Annotated in this window: 13 protein-coding genes; 11 read left to right on the top strand and 2 right to left on the bottom strand. The window is 59.6% G+C overall.

The annotated features are described in order from the left end of the window. The first annotated feature begins 58 nt into the window (after nt 1-58). From hpaD to ACWPM9_RS21300, 9 genes are all read left to right on the top strand, one after another. A complete protein-coding gene (gene hpaD / locus ACWPM9_RS21340) occupies nt 59-1,039 on the top strand; it encodes a 3,4-dihydroxyphenylacetate 2,3-dioxygenase (RefSeq protein ID WP_484757885.1) in 981 nt (326 codons plus the stop codon). Between the two features lie 51 nt (nt 1,040-1,090). Further along, nucleotides 1,091-1,573: an ester cyclase gene (locus ACWPM9_RS21335; RefSeq protein WP_484757884.1), complete on the top strand. Its 483-nt coding sequence runs from the start codon at nt 1,091-1,093 to the stop codon at nt 1,571-1,573. Nucleotides 1,574-1,639: 66 nt separating this feature from the next. Next, nucleotides 1,640-3,100: an NADP-dependent succinate-semialdehyde dehydrogenase gene (gene gabD, locus ACWPM9_RS21330; protein ID WP_484757883.1), complete on the top strand. Its 1,461-nt coding sequence runs from the start codon at nt 1,640-1,642 to the stop codon at nt 3,098-3,100. A 13-nt stretch (nt 3,101-3,113) separates the two neighbouring features. Beyond that, nucleotides 3,114-3,986, top strand: a complete 873-nt coding sequence (locus ACWPM9_RS21325) for a fumarylacetoacetate hydrolase family protein (protein ID WP_484757882.1) — start codon at nt 3,114-3,116, stop codon at nt 3,984-3,986. Nucleotide 3,987: 1 nt separating this feature from the next. Beyond that, on the top strand, nt 3,988-4,791 hold the full coding sequence (gene hpaH / locus ACWPM9_RS21320) for a 2-oxo-hept-4-ene-1,7-dioate hydratase (protein ID WP_484757881.1): 804 nt from the start codon (nt 3,988-3,990) through the stop codon (nt 4,789-4,791). Between the two features lie 16 nt (nt 4,792-4,807). Beyond that, nucleotides 4,808-5,614 (top strand): 4-hydroxy-2-oxoheptanedioate aldolase, encoded by an 807-nt coding sequence (hpaI, locus tag ACWPM9_RS21315; RefSeq protein WP_484757880.1) that lies wholly within the window; start codon nt 4,808-4,810, stop codon nt 5,612-5,614. Nucleotides 5,615-5,922: 308 nt separating this feature from the next. Then, nucleotides 5,923-6,876 carry a helix-turn-helix domain-containing protein gene (locus ACWPM9_RS21310; protein WP_484757879.1) on the top strand — a complete coding sequence of 318 codons (954 nt, stop codon included), beginning with the start codon at nt 5,923-5,925 and terminating at the stop codon, nt 6,874-6,876. A 114-nt stretch (nt 6,877-6,990) separates the two neighbouring features. Continuing rightward, complete coding sequence (locus tag ACWPM9_RS21305) at nt 6,991-8,397, top strand: aldehyde dehydrogenase family protein (RefSeq protein WP_484757878.1); 1,407 nt, start codon at nt 6,991-6,993, stop codon at nt 8,395-8,397. A gap of 67 nt (nt 8,398-8,464) precedes the next feature. Continuing rightward, on the top strand, nt 8,465-10,060 hold the full coding sequence (locus ACWPM9_RS21300) for a GMC family oxidoreductase (protein WP_484757877.1): 1,596 nt from the start codon (nt 8,465-8,467) through the stop codon (nt 10,058-10,060). Between the two features lie 156 nt (nt 10,061-10,216). Here the strand turns inward: ACWPM9_RS21300 and ACWPM9_RS21295 are convergent, their stop codons facing one another. Beyond that, nucleotides 10,217-11,110 carry a helix-turn-helix domain-containing protein gene (locus ACWPM9_RS21295; protein WP_484757876.1) on the bottom strand — a complete coding sequence of 298 codons (894 nt, stop codon included), beginning with the start codon at nt 11,108-11,110 and terminating at the stop codon, nt 10,217-10,219. Between the two features lie 94 nt (nt 11,111-11,204). On the opposite strand from ACWPM9_RS21295, the gene ACWPM9_RS21290 reads away from it, so the two are divergent. Together ACWPM9_RS21290 and ACWPM9_RS21285 are read left to right on the top strand one after the other, a co-directional pair. Then, nucleotides 11,205-12,767 carry a 4-hydroxyphenylacetate 3-hydroxylase N-terminal domain-containing protein gene (locus tag ACWPM9_RS21290; protein WP_484757875.1) on the top strand — a complete coding sequence of 521 codons (1,563 nt, stop codon included), beginning with the start codon at nt 11,205-11,207 and terminating at the stop codon, nt 12,765-12,767. A gap of 12 nt (nt 12,768-12,779) precedes the next feature. Further along, a complete protein-coding gene (locus tag ACWPM9_RS21285) occupies nt 12,780-13,292 on the top strand; it encodes a flavin reductase (protein WP_484757874.1) in 513 nt (170 codons plus the stop codon). A gap of 602 nt (nt 13,293-13,894) precedes the next feature. On the opposite strand, the gene ACWPM9_RS21280 is transcribed toward ACWPM9_RS21285, so the two are convergent. Continuing rightward, a complete protein-coding gene (locus tag ACWPM9_RS21280) occupies nt 13,895-14,662 on the bottom strand; it encodes an SDR family NAD(P)-dependent oxidoreductase (protein WP_484757873.1) in 768 nt (255 codons plus the stop codon). Nucleotides 14,663-14,697: the final 35 nt, after the last annotated feature.

Here is a 14,697-nt window from a genome sequence, read left to right as displayed (position 1 = left end):
GACAAGAACAGACATTGAGTGTCCGCATTGAGAAAACGGACAGACGGAGGAGAACATCATGGCACTACCGCAACCGAACCTCTACCCGCCCTTCAACATCGTGCGCCTCAGCCACGTGGAATTCGGCGTCAAGGACCTCGCAAAATCGCGGGCGTTTTATGTCGACACGCTCGGGCTGCAGGTGACGGACGAGACATCGGACGTGATCTACCTGCGGGCCATGGAAGAACGCGGGCATCACTGCATCGTGCTGCGTAAGTCCGAGGTTTCGGAGGCGCGCGACCTCGGCTTCAAGGTTTACGATGACGAGGAACTCGACAAGGCCGCGCATTTCTTCAAGGGCAAGGGCCTGCCGGTGGAATGGGTCGAGCGTCCTTATCAGGCGCGGACCTTCCGCACCCGTGACCCGCATGGCATTCCCTTGGAATTCTATGCCCGTATGGACCGTCTGCCGCCGATCCATCAGCAATACGCCCTTTACCGGGGCGTGAAGCCGCTGCGCATCGACCATTTCAACTGCTACTCGTCGAATGTCGATGAATCCGTCGCCTTCTACAACGAGATCGGATTCCGGGTCACGGAATACACGGCCGAGGAAGAAACTGGGCGTTTGTGGGCTGCCTGGACGCATCGCAAGGGTGGCGTGCACGACATCGCGTTTACCAACGGAACGGGCCCGCGCCTCCATCACACGGCCTTCTGGGTGCCGACGCCGCTCAACATCATCGACCTGCTCGACCTGATGGCAACGACCGGTTGGGTGAAGAACATCGAGCGCGGCCCGGGTCGTCACGGCATTTCGAATGCCTTCTTCCTCTACATCCTGGATCCGGATGGCCATCGTATCGAGATCTATTGCTCGGATTACCAGACGGTCGATCCGGACCTCGAGCCGATCAAGTGGGACCTGAAGGATCCGCAGCGCCAGACGTTGTGGGGGGCGCCTGCGCCGAGATCCTGGTTCGAGCATGGCAGCCTGTTTGCGGGTACGCCGGTCAAGGAGTCCGATCTCAAGGGGCAACCCATCATCGCGCCGTGATGGCTGCCTGCGTGACTGACACAATCAATGAAATCACAAGGGGACTACCGCATGCTGAATACGAGATCGATTTTCTTGCTGATGTATCTTGGGATCGGGGTCGTTTCCCCGGCTGTTGCAGCCGAGCCATCCTGTGTGGCTCTGACCCGTGGCTTCTGGATTGAAGTTTTTGCCAAGCGGAATGCCGATGTCGCGATGGACTATCTGTCGCCCACCTATATCCAGCACGTGGCGCCGCCACAGCCGCCGATCAGCGAATGGGTTGACACCTGGCGCGGCGTCTTCGCCAACCCGCCGACAGGACCAGGCAAGGACTTCCCTGAAGCGCAGTCTGACTACAAGACGGATATTGTCAGCATTGTCGGTGACGAGCAGTTCGCTGCGCTCAGGGCCCATGATTATGGGCATTGGGACGGTGGCCCTGACAAGGGCAAGGCCTTCGACTTCCACTACTACGATATCTTCCGCTGCGAGAACGGCAAGTTGGCCGAACACTGGTATTCGGAGGACCCGGATCCAAGCGTCGGCCTTTGAACAAGCAAGCATAACCGGAAGGGGGCTTTACGCCCCCTGACCGACCAAAGGGAGGAGACCAGCCCCGTGTCCCATTCATTGAACGACCCCACCCTGTTCCGCCAGGCAGCACTTGTGGGCGGCGACTGGATCGAAGCCGATCCAGCGAACTCAATTGCCGTCACCAATCCGGCGACTGGCGCCATCATCGGACACGTTCCGAAGCTTGGCACGGCTGAAACGAAGAGCGCCATTGCTGCGGCGCAGGTGTCCCAGGTCGAGTGGGCTGCACGCACCGCCAAGGAGCGGGCCGGCATCCTGCGTCTCTGGTTCAACCTGATGATGGAAAACCAGGATGATCTCGGCCGTATCCTGACGCTCGAGCAGGGTAAACCACTCACCGAAGCCGAGGGCGAGATCGCCTATGGTGCAAGCTTCATCGAATGGTTCGCCGAGGAAGCGCGTCGCGTCTACGGCGACATCATCCCCGGACACCAGAAGGACAAGCGCATTCTGGTGATGAAGCAGCCGATCGGTGTGGTTGCGGCGATCACGCCCTGGAATTTCCCGAATGCGATGATCACCCGCAAGGCAGGTCCTGCCTTTGCTGCCGGCTGTGCCATGGTGCTGAAGCCCGCCTCGCAGACGCCGTTCTCGGCGATCGCGCTGGCGGTCCTGGCCGAACGGGCCGGCCTGCCGAAGGGGCTCTTCAGCGTGTTGACCGGCTCTGCCCGCGAGATCGGCGCCGAGATGACGGCAAATCCCGTCGTGCGCAAACTCACCTTTACCGGTTCGACCGAGGTTGGCGCCGAGCTCTATCGCCAGTCAGCACCGACGATCAAGAAGCTCGGCCTGGAGCTTGGCGGCAATGCGCCCTTCATCGTCTTCGATGATGCCGATCTTGATGCCGCTGTCGAAGGTGCCCTGATCGCCAAGTTCCGCAACAACGGCCAGACCTGCGTCTGCGCCAACCGTCTCTATGTGCAGGATGGCCTTTACGATGCCTTCGCGCAGAAGCTGGCTGCCGCCGTCGGTAAGCTCAAGACCGGCAATGGTTTCGATGAAGGCGTGGTGCTTGGTCCGCTGATCGACGAGGCTGCCCTCAAAAAGGTCGGCGAGCATGTGGCGGACGCCGTGTCCAAGGGCGCGACGATTTTGCAGGGTGGCAAGCAGCATGCGCTCGGCGGCACCTTTTATGAGGCGACCGTGCTTGCTGATGTCACGCAGGACATGGCGGTGGCTACCGAAGAAACCTTCGGTCCCGTCGCGCCGCTCTTCCGCTTCAAGGATGAGGCGGACGTCATCGCCAAGGCCAATGACACGGAATTCGGCCTTGCCTCCTATTTCTACGCCAAGGATCTCGCCCGCGTCTTCCGCGTCGCAGAGGCCTTGGAATATGGCATGGTCGGAGTCAACACAGGCCTCATCTCCACGGCGGAAGCGCCCTTCGGTGGGGTCAAATCCTCGGGCCTTGGACGTGAGGGTTCCAAATACGGCATCGATGACTTCACCGAGATCAAATATGTCTGCCTCGGCGGTATCCAGTAAAGGAAGCCCATTCATGACCTATCCCCGGTTCGCCAGTTTTTCCACATCGAAGCGCAAAGGCTACGGCCTGATCATTGACGATGGCGTGATCGATCTGTCCGCCCGTTTCGGCGCGAAATATCCGACGCTGCGCGAGGTGGTGGAGGCCAATGCCTTTACCGAACTGCTCGACGCGGTCGCTGGCTATGCGCCGGACTTTTCGGTGAGCGAGATCACCTATGAAATCCCGATCCCGGCGCCGGAAAAATTGATCTGCGTCGGTGTGAACTTCCCCGACCGCAACGAGGAATACAAGGACGGGCAGGCGGCGCCGAGCAACCCGTCGCTGTTCATCCGGTTTCCGCGCTCCTTTACCGGCCATGACCAGCCGCTGATCCGCCCGCCGGAAAGCATGCAGCTCGATTACGAGGGTGAGATCACCATCGTGATCGGCAAGGGCGGCCGTCGCATTCCGGAAGCGGACGCTCTCTCTCATATTGCCGCGCTGACGCTGTGCAACGAAGGCACGCTGCGCGACTGGGTGCGACACGCAAAGTTCAACGTCACACAGGGCAAGAATTTCGACGCCTCCGGGTCGATCGGTCCCTGGCTGGTGCCCTTCACCGACGCAAGCCAGCTCGCCGACATTAAGCTGGAAACGCGCGTGAACGGTGAAGTCCGCCAGAGCGACCGCACGAGCCGAATGATCTTCTCCTTCTCCAAGATCATCAATTACATCTCGACTTTCACCACGCTGGTTTCCGGCGACGTCATCGTCTGCGGGACGCCGACCGGTGCCGGGGCGCGTTTCGATCCGCCGATCTGGCTGATGCCGGGCGACGTTGTCGAGGTTGAGGCGGATGGCATCGGCCTGTTGCGCAACACCATTGCCGACGAGGTATTGTGACATGATGACCCCAGAGCACATCGAAGCGGCGGCCGCGGCGCTGGATGAAGCAGAACGCAGCCGTGTGCAGACCGGCCTGTTGTCCCTCCAACACCCCACCATCGGCATGGACGACGCCTATGCGATCCAGGGCGCGTGGGTGAAAAAGAAGATCGCGAGCGGTCGCAAAGTCATCGGTTGGAAGATTGGGCTCACCTCCAAGGCGATGCAATATGCGCTGAACATCAATATCCCGGATTCCGGCGTGCTGTTCGACGATATGGTCTTCGAGGACGGTGCCACGATCCCCAAGGACCGCTTCATCCAGCCACGCATCGAGGCGGAAATCGCCTTCGTCATGAAGGCACCGCTGAAGGGGCCGGGGGTCACCGTCTTTGACGTACTGAACGCCACCGATTACGTGACGCCGGCGCTCGAAATCCTCGACACCCGCATTTTGCGGGTCGATCCCGAGACCAAGAAGACCCGAACCGTCTACGACACCATTTCCGACAACGCCGCCAATGCCGGCATCGTCACCGGCGGACGGGCGGTTCGTCCTAATCAGCTCGATATGCGCTGGATGGGCGCCATCGTCTCGCGCAATGCCGAGGTCGAGGAAACCGGGCTTGGCGCCGGTGTGCTCAACCAGCCAGCGCGCGGCATTGCCTGGCTCGCCAACCGGCTTGCGCAGTATGGCGATGGGATCGAGGCGGGGCAGGTGGTGCTTGCCGGTTCCTTCATCCGTCCGATCGAGGCCCGGCACGGGGACACGATCATTGGCGATTTTGGGCCCTACGGTACCGTCAGCCTGTTTTTCGAGTAAGGATAAGGATCCGGCAATGCCCGCACCGCAAAACACTTTCAAGCTGGCGCTCCGGGAAAAGCGGTCCCAGATCGGTTTCTGGCAGGCGCTGGCCAATCCCTATACGGTCGAGATCTCGGCGGATGCCGGTTACGACTGGCTGCTGCTCGATGCCGAACACGCGCCCAACGATATTCCGCTTCTGGTCGCGCAATTGCAGGCGCTGAAGGGCTCGCCGAGCCATGCGATCATCCGGCCGCCGATCGGCGAGACCTGGATCATCAAGCAATTGCTCGATATCGGCGCCCAGACGCTGCTGATCCCAATGGTCGAGAGCGGAGCGCAAGCTGTCGAACTCGTCAAGGCGACGCGGTATCCGCCGCATGGCGTGCGCGGCGTGGGTGCAGCACTGGCACGTGCTTCGCGCTTCAACCGCATTCCCGATTACCTGCAAACGGCAAACGAGGAAATCTGCCTGCTGCTGCAGATCGAAAGCCGTGCCGGTCTTGCGGCCCTGGACGAGATTGCAAGCACCGAGGGAGTCGACGGCGTCTTCATCGGCCCTGCTGATCTTGCAGCCGACATGGGGCATCTTGGCAAACCGGGAGCGCCTGAAGTGCTGGCCGAAGTCGAGCGGGCACTGCTGAAGATCCAGTCCCATGGCAAGGCAGCCGGCATCCTGATCGGCGATCTGGCTTTGGCAAAGCGTTATGTCGACCTTGGTGCCACCTTCGTTGCCATCGGCAATGACGTCACCCTCTTCGCAAATGCCACCAGCAAGTTGCTTGCCGATTTCAAGGCAGTGGAGCCGGCCAAGGGTGCCGGCGAAGCCAAGGTCTACTGAGCCGCTTCATATTCCAGCCGAGATGGCGGCTCCTGGATCTCATCGCACCTTGCTTTGGTCTGCGCTCTTCCTTCGAGGAGCGTGGACTGTTGATCGGTCGACTTGCAGTTATCGATTCAGGCTGTCAGCGGGAACACGGCGTTGGCCTGACCTTTACCCTAGAATGTGAAATAGTTTGTCAGTATCTCCGCACGTTCCGGGAATTGATCATTGCCCCGCCTGGCTGTCACACTCGCTTACTGTTTGACATTCGGCAATTTTGTTAACATGGTTACTAAATGCAAAGCCGGCTTTGGGAGGAGGCGGATATGTATCTGGAGAGCTTCGCAAGCAGGATTCCGCAGCAGTGGCCAAGTCTGCATTTCGACGATTGGTCGTCAAATCTGAAGTCGATCTGCGGCAGTTTCAATCCTCTTCGTCTGGAGCGCAATGACCGTGTGACCGGAGGGGCCGAGGTTTGTAATGCCGCCGGCCTTCAACTGGCTCAGGTCGCCAACAATCTCGATTACATCCGCCGCGATCCCGACAATATCCGGGCGGATCAGGGAGACAATCTGTTCCTGCTGCTTCAGCTCGAAGGCTCATGCGGTATAGAGCAATCGGGTCGCCAAGAGCATCTCCATCCGGGAGAGTGCATTCTGGTCGATTCTACACGGCCCTCGATCTTCTATTTCGGCGGCACGTTTTCCAATCATCTGTCCGTGCACATGCCACGCCAGCTGCTTATGTCGGACAAGACTGCCCGTATTTCGGTCAGCCACAAGATCGGCGCAAAGGATCCGATGTCGATCATGCTCGGGGCGCTCGTCGCAAAGCTTTTGAAGACGTCAGGTGATCACAGACGTGCACCGCACTTGCGCGATTTGCTCTTCAACACGACCCGGCAGGCATTTGCCAGTGAACCTGGTGAAGAATTGTTTGTCGGAGGCGACAGTCCAACCGGGCGGATTGAAGTTGTGCAGGTGCTGATCGACGAAAACCTCACGGAGGAATGGCTCACGCCGCAATGGCTGGCCAACCGGGTGGGTGTGTCGCTTAGGACCCTGCAAGAGGACATGAGTGCGCAGGGCATGACGGTGACGGGGATGATTAAATTCAAACGGTTGCACCTGGCGCGATCCAGGCTGGAAAGCTTGCGTGGCACCCGTCATCCGGGGGCGATCGCTAATGTCGCCTATTCGGTGGGCTTCAACGATATCTCCTACTTCAACAGGAGTTTTCGAAAACTCTTCGATTGCAGCCCGAAAGACGTTGCCTCCTGATCCTGTCCGGTTTGTCGCGTCGCGTTTTTGTCCAATTTGCGTCGCGCCCCTATCCAAGACGACCCTCCGGTCGGGCGCTAGGCTCCTCTCAATATCTGCATGGGAGGATGCATCATGAAAGAATACGGGCTCATCATTGATGGCCGCTCGGTTGCAACCGAGCGCCATAAGCCAGTCACCAATCCATCGACAGGATCGGTGGTCGGCCTGTCCCCGTTGGCAACGCCCGCCGATTTGGAAGATGCCATTGCTGCAGCGAAACGCGCCTTTCCTGCTTGGGCTGCCAAAAGTTCAAGCGAACGGGCCGCCCTGTGCGCGACACTGGCCGAGACCATCGAGGCTCATGCTGAGGAGCTTGCACACCTCCTCACGCTCGAGCAGGGCAAGCCGCTCAACGGCCTCGGCTCGCGTTTCGAGATCGGGGGTGCCGTTGCCTGGACCCGCTATACCGCATCGCTCGACCTTCCGGTCGAAATCGTGCAGGACGGCCCTGAAGGCCGGGTAGAGCTGCATCGCAAGCCAATCGGTGTCGTCGCTGCGATCACGCCCTGGAATTGGCCGGTGATGATTGCCTGCTGGCATCTCATTCCGGCAATCCGCACCGGTAATACCGTGGTGATCAAACCGTCGCCGAACACGCCGCTGTCGACCATCCGACTGGTGGAATTGCTCAACACGGTGTTGCCGCCGGGTGTTGTCAACGTCATTGCCGATGACAATGACCTCGGCAGTGCGCTGACAACCCACAAGGATGTGGCCAAGGTTTCGTTCACCGGCTCAACGGCGACCGGCCGTCGGGTTATGGCCGCCGCCGCCGATACGCTGAAGCGTCTGACGCTTGAGCTTGGCGGCAATGATGCCGGTATCGTGCTTCCGGACGCGGATCCGAAGGCGATCGCCGAGGGCCTGTTCTGGGGTGCTTTCATCAACAGCGGTCAGACCTGCGCCTGCCTCAAGCGCCTCTATGTGCACGACAGCATTTATGATGCCGTTTGCGAGGCACTGGCTGCCTATGCGAGCGCGATCAAGGTCGGAGACGGGCTTGCTGACGACAGCGCGCTTGGACCCCTGCAGAACGCCCAGCAGTTCGCGATCGTTTCAGACTATGTCGACGACGCAATCGCAAAGGGTGGCCGTGTCCTGACGGGCGGGCGGGCGACTGGCGGGCCAGGCTATTTCTATCCCGTCACATTGGTCGCGGACGTGCAGCATGGGACCAAACTGGTCGACCTCGAGCAGTTCGGTCCGGCTCTGCCGATCATTCGCTACCACGACATCGAAGAAGCCATTGCCATGGCCAACGACAATCAGAGCGGCCTCGGCGGCTCGGTCTGGTCCAGCGATGTGGAGCGGGCGAAGGCAGTCGCCAGCCGGCTCGAATGCGGCTCGGTCTGGATCAACAAGCACGGCGCCGTCCAGCCCAACGCGCCTTTCGGCGGCACCAAGCAGTCGGGTGTCGGGGTCGAGTTCGGCGTGGACGGTCTGAAGGAATTCACGGTCATCCAGACGGTTTTTTCCTGATCGATGACTGCCAAAACACAAGGTGAGGCCTGCGCTTAACGACGTTTGCCTCCGGGAGGAGATGTTTATGCGTGAGTTTGATTATATCGTGGTCGGAGGCGGCTCATCGGGTTCGGTGGTCGCAGCCCGTCTGTCGGAGAACCCGGCCAACAAGGTGCTGCTGATCGAAAGCGGCCAAAAGGACAACGACCGGTTCATCCACATTCCGGCGACCTTCTTCAAGGTCATCGAGAAGGGACGGGATGTCCACTTCTATACGTCCGAGCCGGATCCTGGCCTCAAGGGTAAGCCGAATGTCGTTCCTCAGGGCAATGTGATCGGCGGCGGCAGCTCGATCAATGCCATGATCTACGTCCGCGGTCAGCGACAGGATTACGATACCTGGGCGCAGATGGGCTGCCGGTCCTGGTCCTTTGACAAGGTCCTGCCGGTCTTCCGCGACATCGAGGGCAACGAGCGGCTCTCGGGCGAGTTCCACGGTGCCGAAGGAGCGCTCAAGGTATCCGATCGCCGGTACGGACATCCTCTGTCCTGGGCATTCATCCGCGCTGCCCAGGAAGCAGGCCTGCGCTACAACGAAGACTTCAATGGCAATCAGCAGGAGGGCGTCGGCTTCTACCAAACGACGACCAACAAGGGACGACGCTGGAGCGCGGCGCAGGCGTTTCTCCGCGACGCCGAGCACCGTCCGAACCTTGAAATCATGACCGGAACCAAGGTGCACAAGATCCTGTTCGAAGGGCGGTCAGCGATCGGTGTCCTGCTGTCGAACGGCGAGCGCATCAAGGCACGGGGCGAGATCGTGCTGACGGCCGGGGCAATCTCCACGCCGAAGATCCTGCAGCTGTCGGGCATCGGTGCCGCAGCGGAACTGGCCGCTCATGGCATCGACGTGGTCGCGGATCTGCCGGGTGTGGGCGAGAACTACCAGGACCATCTTGAGGCGACGGTGCAGGCGGAAGTGCGCGACCCGATCTCCCTATACGGACAGGATCGCGGATTGGCCGCCGTCGGGCATATGCTGCAATATATGCTGACGAAGACCGGCGTGCTCAGCTCCACCGTTGTCGAATCCGGTGGCTTCGTGGATACCGCAGGGACCGGCCAGCCGGATATCCAGTTCCATGTTCTGCCGAGCTTCACCGGTTTCGGCGAGCGGTTGCCGCATCCGGGGCACGGCATTGCCATTGGCCCGTGCTTCCTGCGCCCCCAGTCGCGCGGCACGGTCAAGCTACGCTCTTCCAACCCGGACGATTCAGCGCTGTTCAATGCCAACAGTTTCTCCAATCAGGCCGATCTCGAGACACTGGTGCGGGGAGTTGAACTGGCCATCCGCATCACCGAGGCACCGTCGCTCGCCAAGCTCATCAAGCGGCGCGTCATGCCTGAGCCGGGGGTCGAAAAGGATCCGGAAGCATTGCGCGATTATATCCGCAGCGTCTCGAAGACCGTGTTCCATCCGTCCGGCACCGCAAAGATGGGAGCCAGTGAGGATCGCATGGCCGTGGTCGGCGAGGATCTCAAGGTCTTCGGTGTCGATCGTCTGAGGGTGGCCGACGCCTCCATCATGCCAACGCTCGTCTCGGGCAACACCAATGCACCGACGATCATGATCGGGGAGCGGGCGAGCAGGTTTATCCTGGGAAGGGATAGGGCGGCCTGAAAAAGTCGCGCGATTTTTATCGGCCGTTTGCCGATCATCCAGGTTCCTCCTGCGGCGGCGGTTCACGTTTGTCGACCCAGGAGACAGGGGGCATACAGTGTATTCAACAACTCGTCGGCGTGAGGCTGGTCTCGGGCAGGATGTTGTTCACTAGATCTATCCGCCTGGGCGAGCTTCAACGGGCGGACTGACACGAGCGCGCCGCCACGCTGCAGGCGAGACGCCTGTTTTTTTACGGAAGAAGCGGGAGAAGTAGGCAGGATCATCGAAGCCGATCTCGCGCGCAATGTCTTCGACAGACCGTATCGTGAACAACAGCAGGCGTTTTGCCTCAAGTAAGCGTCGCTCCATCAGCATCTCCTTGACGGATTGTCCGAAAGTCTCCCGCGCGGCCTTGTCGAGCAGGTGCGGCGTGGTGGCGAGCAGGGTCACGAAACGTGGGAGGGTCCAGTCCTCGCGGTAATGCAGATCGATGGCTCGGCGCAGGCTGGCCGCCAACCGCCTAGACGGGGAGACTTCCGTGATGGCGCTGCCACCGCCCAGCCGAGCGACTTGGGACAGCATGACGCCGATCAGGCCTGCGAGCAGCCGGGGACTGGTCGAGGTCGTTCCGAGATATTCGTCAACGATCATTTCGGAAAGGTGGTCGAGGCGGACCCAGGCCGGATCCTCCGAGTTCCCTTCGACGATGCAGGATGCGTCGAGTGGCAGATCGACGGTCGCGGCAAGTGAGCGAAGCTGGTCGTCGGAGATAGAAATGACCACCGCATCCGACTGCTCCTCGACATCGAAGGCATGGACGACACTGGATGGCACGAAGCTGACGGTCGGAGCCGAAAAATTCCAAGTCCTATCCTCGATCCGATAGGTGCCGCCGCCTTTGAACCAGTAGGTAATCTGTCCCATCTGGGGATGTTTATGCGCAGAAACATGACCAAAATGAACACTTCGGCGCTCCATTACAGTTTCTACGTGGAAAAAACCAATATCCAGCGCCCGGCTCGGTTCTCCGTAAACGAAATAAGTTGGGACCTCATGTCTGTCTGTCATGCCGGAAAAAGTACCAGCGAATTGGGGTCTTTGTCCATGGCTCCGAGACGGTGTCGGATTTAACGTTTGTCAGGATCTAATGGGAGGAACGCATATGCGTGCAGAAGATTATCGGAAAGACAAAAAGCGGCCGTTTACCGGTGCCGAGTACCTTGAGAGCCTGAGAGACGGTCGCGAGGTCTACATCAATGGCGAGCGCATTGCCGACGTCACGACCCATCCTTCTATGCGCAATTCTGCCCGCTCCATCGCACGCATGTATGATGCTTTGCATGACGAAAAGACCAAGGGCCGCTTGACGTCGCCCACAGACACCGGCTCGGGTGGTTACACACACAAGTTCTTCCGTGGTGCCCGCTCTTCCGAGGACTTGGTCGCCCAGCAGGGAGCGATCGCCGACTGGGCGCGCATGTCCTATGGCTGGATGGGGCGCACGGCAGACTACAAGGCAGCGCTAATGAACACGCTCGGCGCCAATGCCGACTGGTACGGACAGTTCAAGGACAATGCGCTCTCGTGGCATAAGCGCGCACAAGAGTCTGTACTGTTCATGAACCATGCGATCGTCAACCCGCCGATCGACCGCCACAAGCCGGCAGATGCCGTAAAGGACGTGTTCGTCCACATCACCAAGGAGACCGATGCCGGCATATACGTTTCCGGCGCCAAGGTCGTGGCAACCTCCTCGGCTCTCACTCACTACAACTTTCTCGCCCAGAGCTCGGCGACTGTCACAGAAGACCCGTCGCTTTCCGTCATGTTCATCGTCCCGATGAATGCGCCTGGCATCAAGATGTTCTGCCGGGTCTCCTACGAGCAGACCGCGAGTGCGGCCGCGCAGCCGTTCGACTATCCGCTGTCTTCGCGCTTTGACGAGAACGACGCGATCCTTGTGCTCGACAATGTTTTCGTGCCCTGGGAAGACGTGCTCGTTCTGCGCGATGCAGCGAAGATCCTGTCCTTCCACCCGGCCTCCGGCTTCATGCATGGCTACTGCTTCCAAGGCTGCACACGCCTTGCAGTCAAGCTGGATTTCCTGGCAGGCCTTCTGGCCAAGGCGCTGAGGGCCACGGGTGGCGACGCCTTTCGCGGCAACCAGGCGATGCTGGGTGAGGTCATCGCGATCCGCCACCAGTTCTGGACCTTCTCCAATGCTATGGCTCATAATCCTGTCCAGTGGACCAACGGCGCTGTCCTGCCGAACCTCGAAGCGGCGCTCTGCTACCGCACTTTCATGTCCGAGGCCTATCCCAAGGTGATTGACATCGTGCGTCGAACGGTTGCCTCCGGTCTGATTTATCTGCCGTCGTCGGCGAAGGATTTTCAGAATCCCGACATCGACCGGTACCTTGCGCAATATGTCCGTGGGTCCAACGATATGGGCCATGTCGAGCGGATCAAGATCATGAAGCTCCTGTGGGATGCGACGGGCACTGAGTTCGGTGGGCGGCACGCGCTGTACGAGCTGAACTATGCCGGTGCGCCTGAAGAGGTGCGTCTGCAAGTGCTGAAAGGCGCCGAGCGCGGCGGTACGCTGAAGAATATGGAGGCTCTCGTCGATCAGTGCATGGCCGATTACGACGAGAACGGCTGGACCGGTGACACCTGGTTGCCGCCGCAGGACGATTTGCGTGTTCTGCGCGACGCAGCCGAGTGAGGGGAGGCAGTTATGACGACGTCCGTTTCGAAGACCGAGTTTCGCAACGCCATGGCCAGGGTCTGTGCGCCGGTCAACGTGATCACCACAAACGGACCCGCCGGACGCGGTGGGTTCACAGCCACGGCTATGTGCTCGGTGACCGACGAGCCGCCGACATTGCTGGTTTGCATGAACTCCCGGTCGGCGCAGACCAGCCTCTTCGTCGAGAACCGCCAGTTCTGCGTCAACGTCCTGACACAGGAGCACCGAGATCTCGCTGGCGTATTCGCCGGTCAGCAGAGCGACATGGAAGAGCGTTATGCGGCTGCCGCCTGGAGCAATCTGCCGTCGGGAAATCAAGCGCTTGCAGATGCTATTGTTTCGTTCGATTGTCGGCTGATCGAGGCGCGACTGGTCGGAACGCACAACATCTTCATCGGTGAGGTCACCGATATTCGATGCCGTCGCGACGGACATGCGCTCCTCTATTTCGACCGGAACTATGTTCATGTCCCGACACAAACCGGCAGCTATGGGGGATAAACGACATTGTAATTTCGTTGCTACGCGGCGACGTCTTACGGCCGGTGTTCAACAATAGCCAACATTGGTTTCGTGCTCGTGCTCCTGCGTCGGCAAGGCAATGCCCAAACGATTTTTGGGCATTGCTATCCGGCGAAAAGCGATGGGAATGTTGCTAACTGTCAGCGATATCGAAATACCGCCCATTGCGGGGCTGCTCTTTGCGATTTCTTAATATTTCGAGCTCCGAAGAGGTGCACACGCAGATCGTTTTTTTTGTTCGCGGCCCAATTGCCAATGAAGGCTAAGCCCTTCTGCAGCCACAGCATGGCTTCGATTGTCGGGCAGTGTTGCGGCTTGACAGCCACATGAAGTGCTACGTCGCGCGTCAAAGGGTGGGAGACTGTCCGCGTCACCAGGCCGGTATCAACCTTGAACTGGTTTTCTGTGAGCTCTTTTGAATGTCACAACAACTCAGCGGATAACGTAAGCAAAAGTGAGTTGCTGAACAGACTGTTACGCCTCGAACGACATTCGTCTTCAAATGTTCGTTCGAGTGATGAGGCAGTCTGTCATTCCGAAAAGAATGGAAAGAGGACGCGGACGACGTTTCAAACCTGTGTTCAAATCGCTGTAAAGCCGTTGTCGACAAACAGATGGGCTCCATTGACGAAGTGAGATTCGTCGCTGGCGAGATATAGGGCGGCGCGGGCCACATCTTCCGGTTCGCCGATCCGACCCTGCTGTGCTTCAATGGCGGCGTCGGACACATCGACGCCCAGTGCCTGCAATTCAGTCACTTCGCGTAGACCGTGTGGCGTGCGGATGAAGCCGGGGCAGACCGCATTGCAACGGATATTACGGTCGCGAAACTCGATGCCAACAGCGCGGGCGAACATATGTACAGCGCCTTTCGTGGTGTCGTACAGCACCTCCATGGGCGTAGCTGCAACCGCAGAGATCGAGGAGGTGCAGACGATGGATCCGCCGCCAGCGGAAATCATGCCCGGTAGTACCGCTCGGGTCATCAGGAACATTGAACGAACATTGACGGCATGCAGCCAGTCCCACTCTGCCAGCGTCGTGTCCAGGAACGGCTTTATGATGATCGTCCCCGCATGGTTGAACAAAACATTGACCAATCCGAATGTTTGCGTCACCGCCTCGACTGCGGCGTTGACCTGGGCTTCGTCGGAGACATCTGCCACCCAATGTGCGGCTGTACCTCCCGAAAGCCTGATATCCGCGACCGTCTTTTCCGCCTCCTCGCCATTGCGGTCAATGATGGCGACAGCAGCGCCCTCGGCCGCAAACAGCTTTGCGGCTGCGCCGCCCATCCCGGTTGCCCCGCCGGAAATGATGGCGATCTTGTTTTTCAGTCTTTCACTCATGGAATGTTCCTTTTGCACGTCAAGGGCCGGTCCTC

The organism is Agrobacterium sp. H141, assembly GCF_057158725.1.
The sequence above is the reverse complement of the archived record's forward strand: the minus strand, read 5'-3'. Positions and strand labels throughout refer to the sequence as shown.

What these genes read in the sequence shown, in the direction of transcription:
- ACWPM9_RS21335 (WP_484757884.1), top strand. Translation starts at nt 1,091, where the DNA reads ATGCTGAATACGAGATCGATTTTCTTGCTGATGTATCTTGGGATCGGG.
- ACWPM9_RS21300 (WP_484757877.1), top strand. Translation starts at nt 8,465, where the DNA reads ATGCGTGAGTTTGATTATATCGTGGTCGGAGGCGGCTCATCGGGTTCG.
- hpaH (WP_484757881.1), top strand. Translation starts at nt 3,988, where the DNA reads ATGATGACCCCAGAGCACATCGAAGCGGCGGCCGCGGCGCTGGATGAA.
- ACWPM9_RS21285 (WP_484757874.1), top strand. Translation starts at nt 12,780, where the DNA reads ATGACGACGTCCGTTTCGAAGACCGAGTTTCGCAACGCCATGGCCAGG.
- ACWPM9_RS21310 (WP_484757879.1), top strand. Translation starts at nt 5,923, where the DNA reads ATGTATCTGGAGAGCTTCGCAAGCAGGATTCCGCAGCAGTGGCCAAGT.
- hpaI (WP_484757880.1), top strand. Translation starts at nt 4,808, where the DNA reads ATGCCCGCACCGCAAAACACTTTCAAGCTGGCGCTCCGGGAAAAGCGG.
- ACWPM9_RS21305 (WP_484757878.1), top strand. Translation starts at nt 6,991, where the DNA reads ATGAAAGAATACGGGCTCATCATTGATGGCCGCTCGGTTGCAACCGAG.
- ACWPM9_RS21280 (WP_484757873.1), bottom strand. Translation starts at nt 14,662, where the DNA reads ATGAGTGAAAGACTGAAAAACAAGATCGCCATCATTTCCGGCGGGGCA.
- ACWPM9_RS21325 (WP_484757882.1), top strand. Translation starts at nt 3,114, where the DNA reads ATGACCTATCCCCGGTTCGCCAGTTTTTCCACATCGAAGCGCAAAGGC.
- ACWPM9_RS21295 (WP_484757876.1), bottom strand. Translation starts at nt 11,110, where the DNA reads ATGACAGACAGACATGAGGTCCCAACTTATTTCGTTTACGGAGAACCG.
- ACWPM9_RS21290 (WP_484757875.1), top strand. Translation starts at nt 11,205, where the DNA reads ATGCGTGCAGAAGATTATCGGAAAGACAAAAAGCGGCCGTTTACCGGT.
- hpaD (WP_484757885.1), top strand. Translation starts at nt 59, where the DNA reads ATGGCACTACCGCAACCGAACCTCTACCCGCCCTTCAACATCGTGCGC.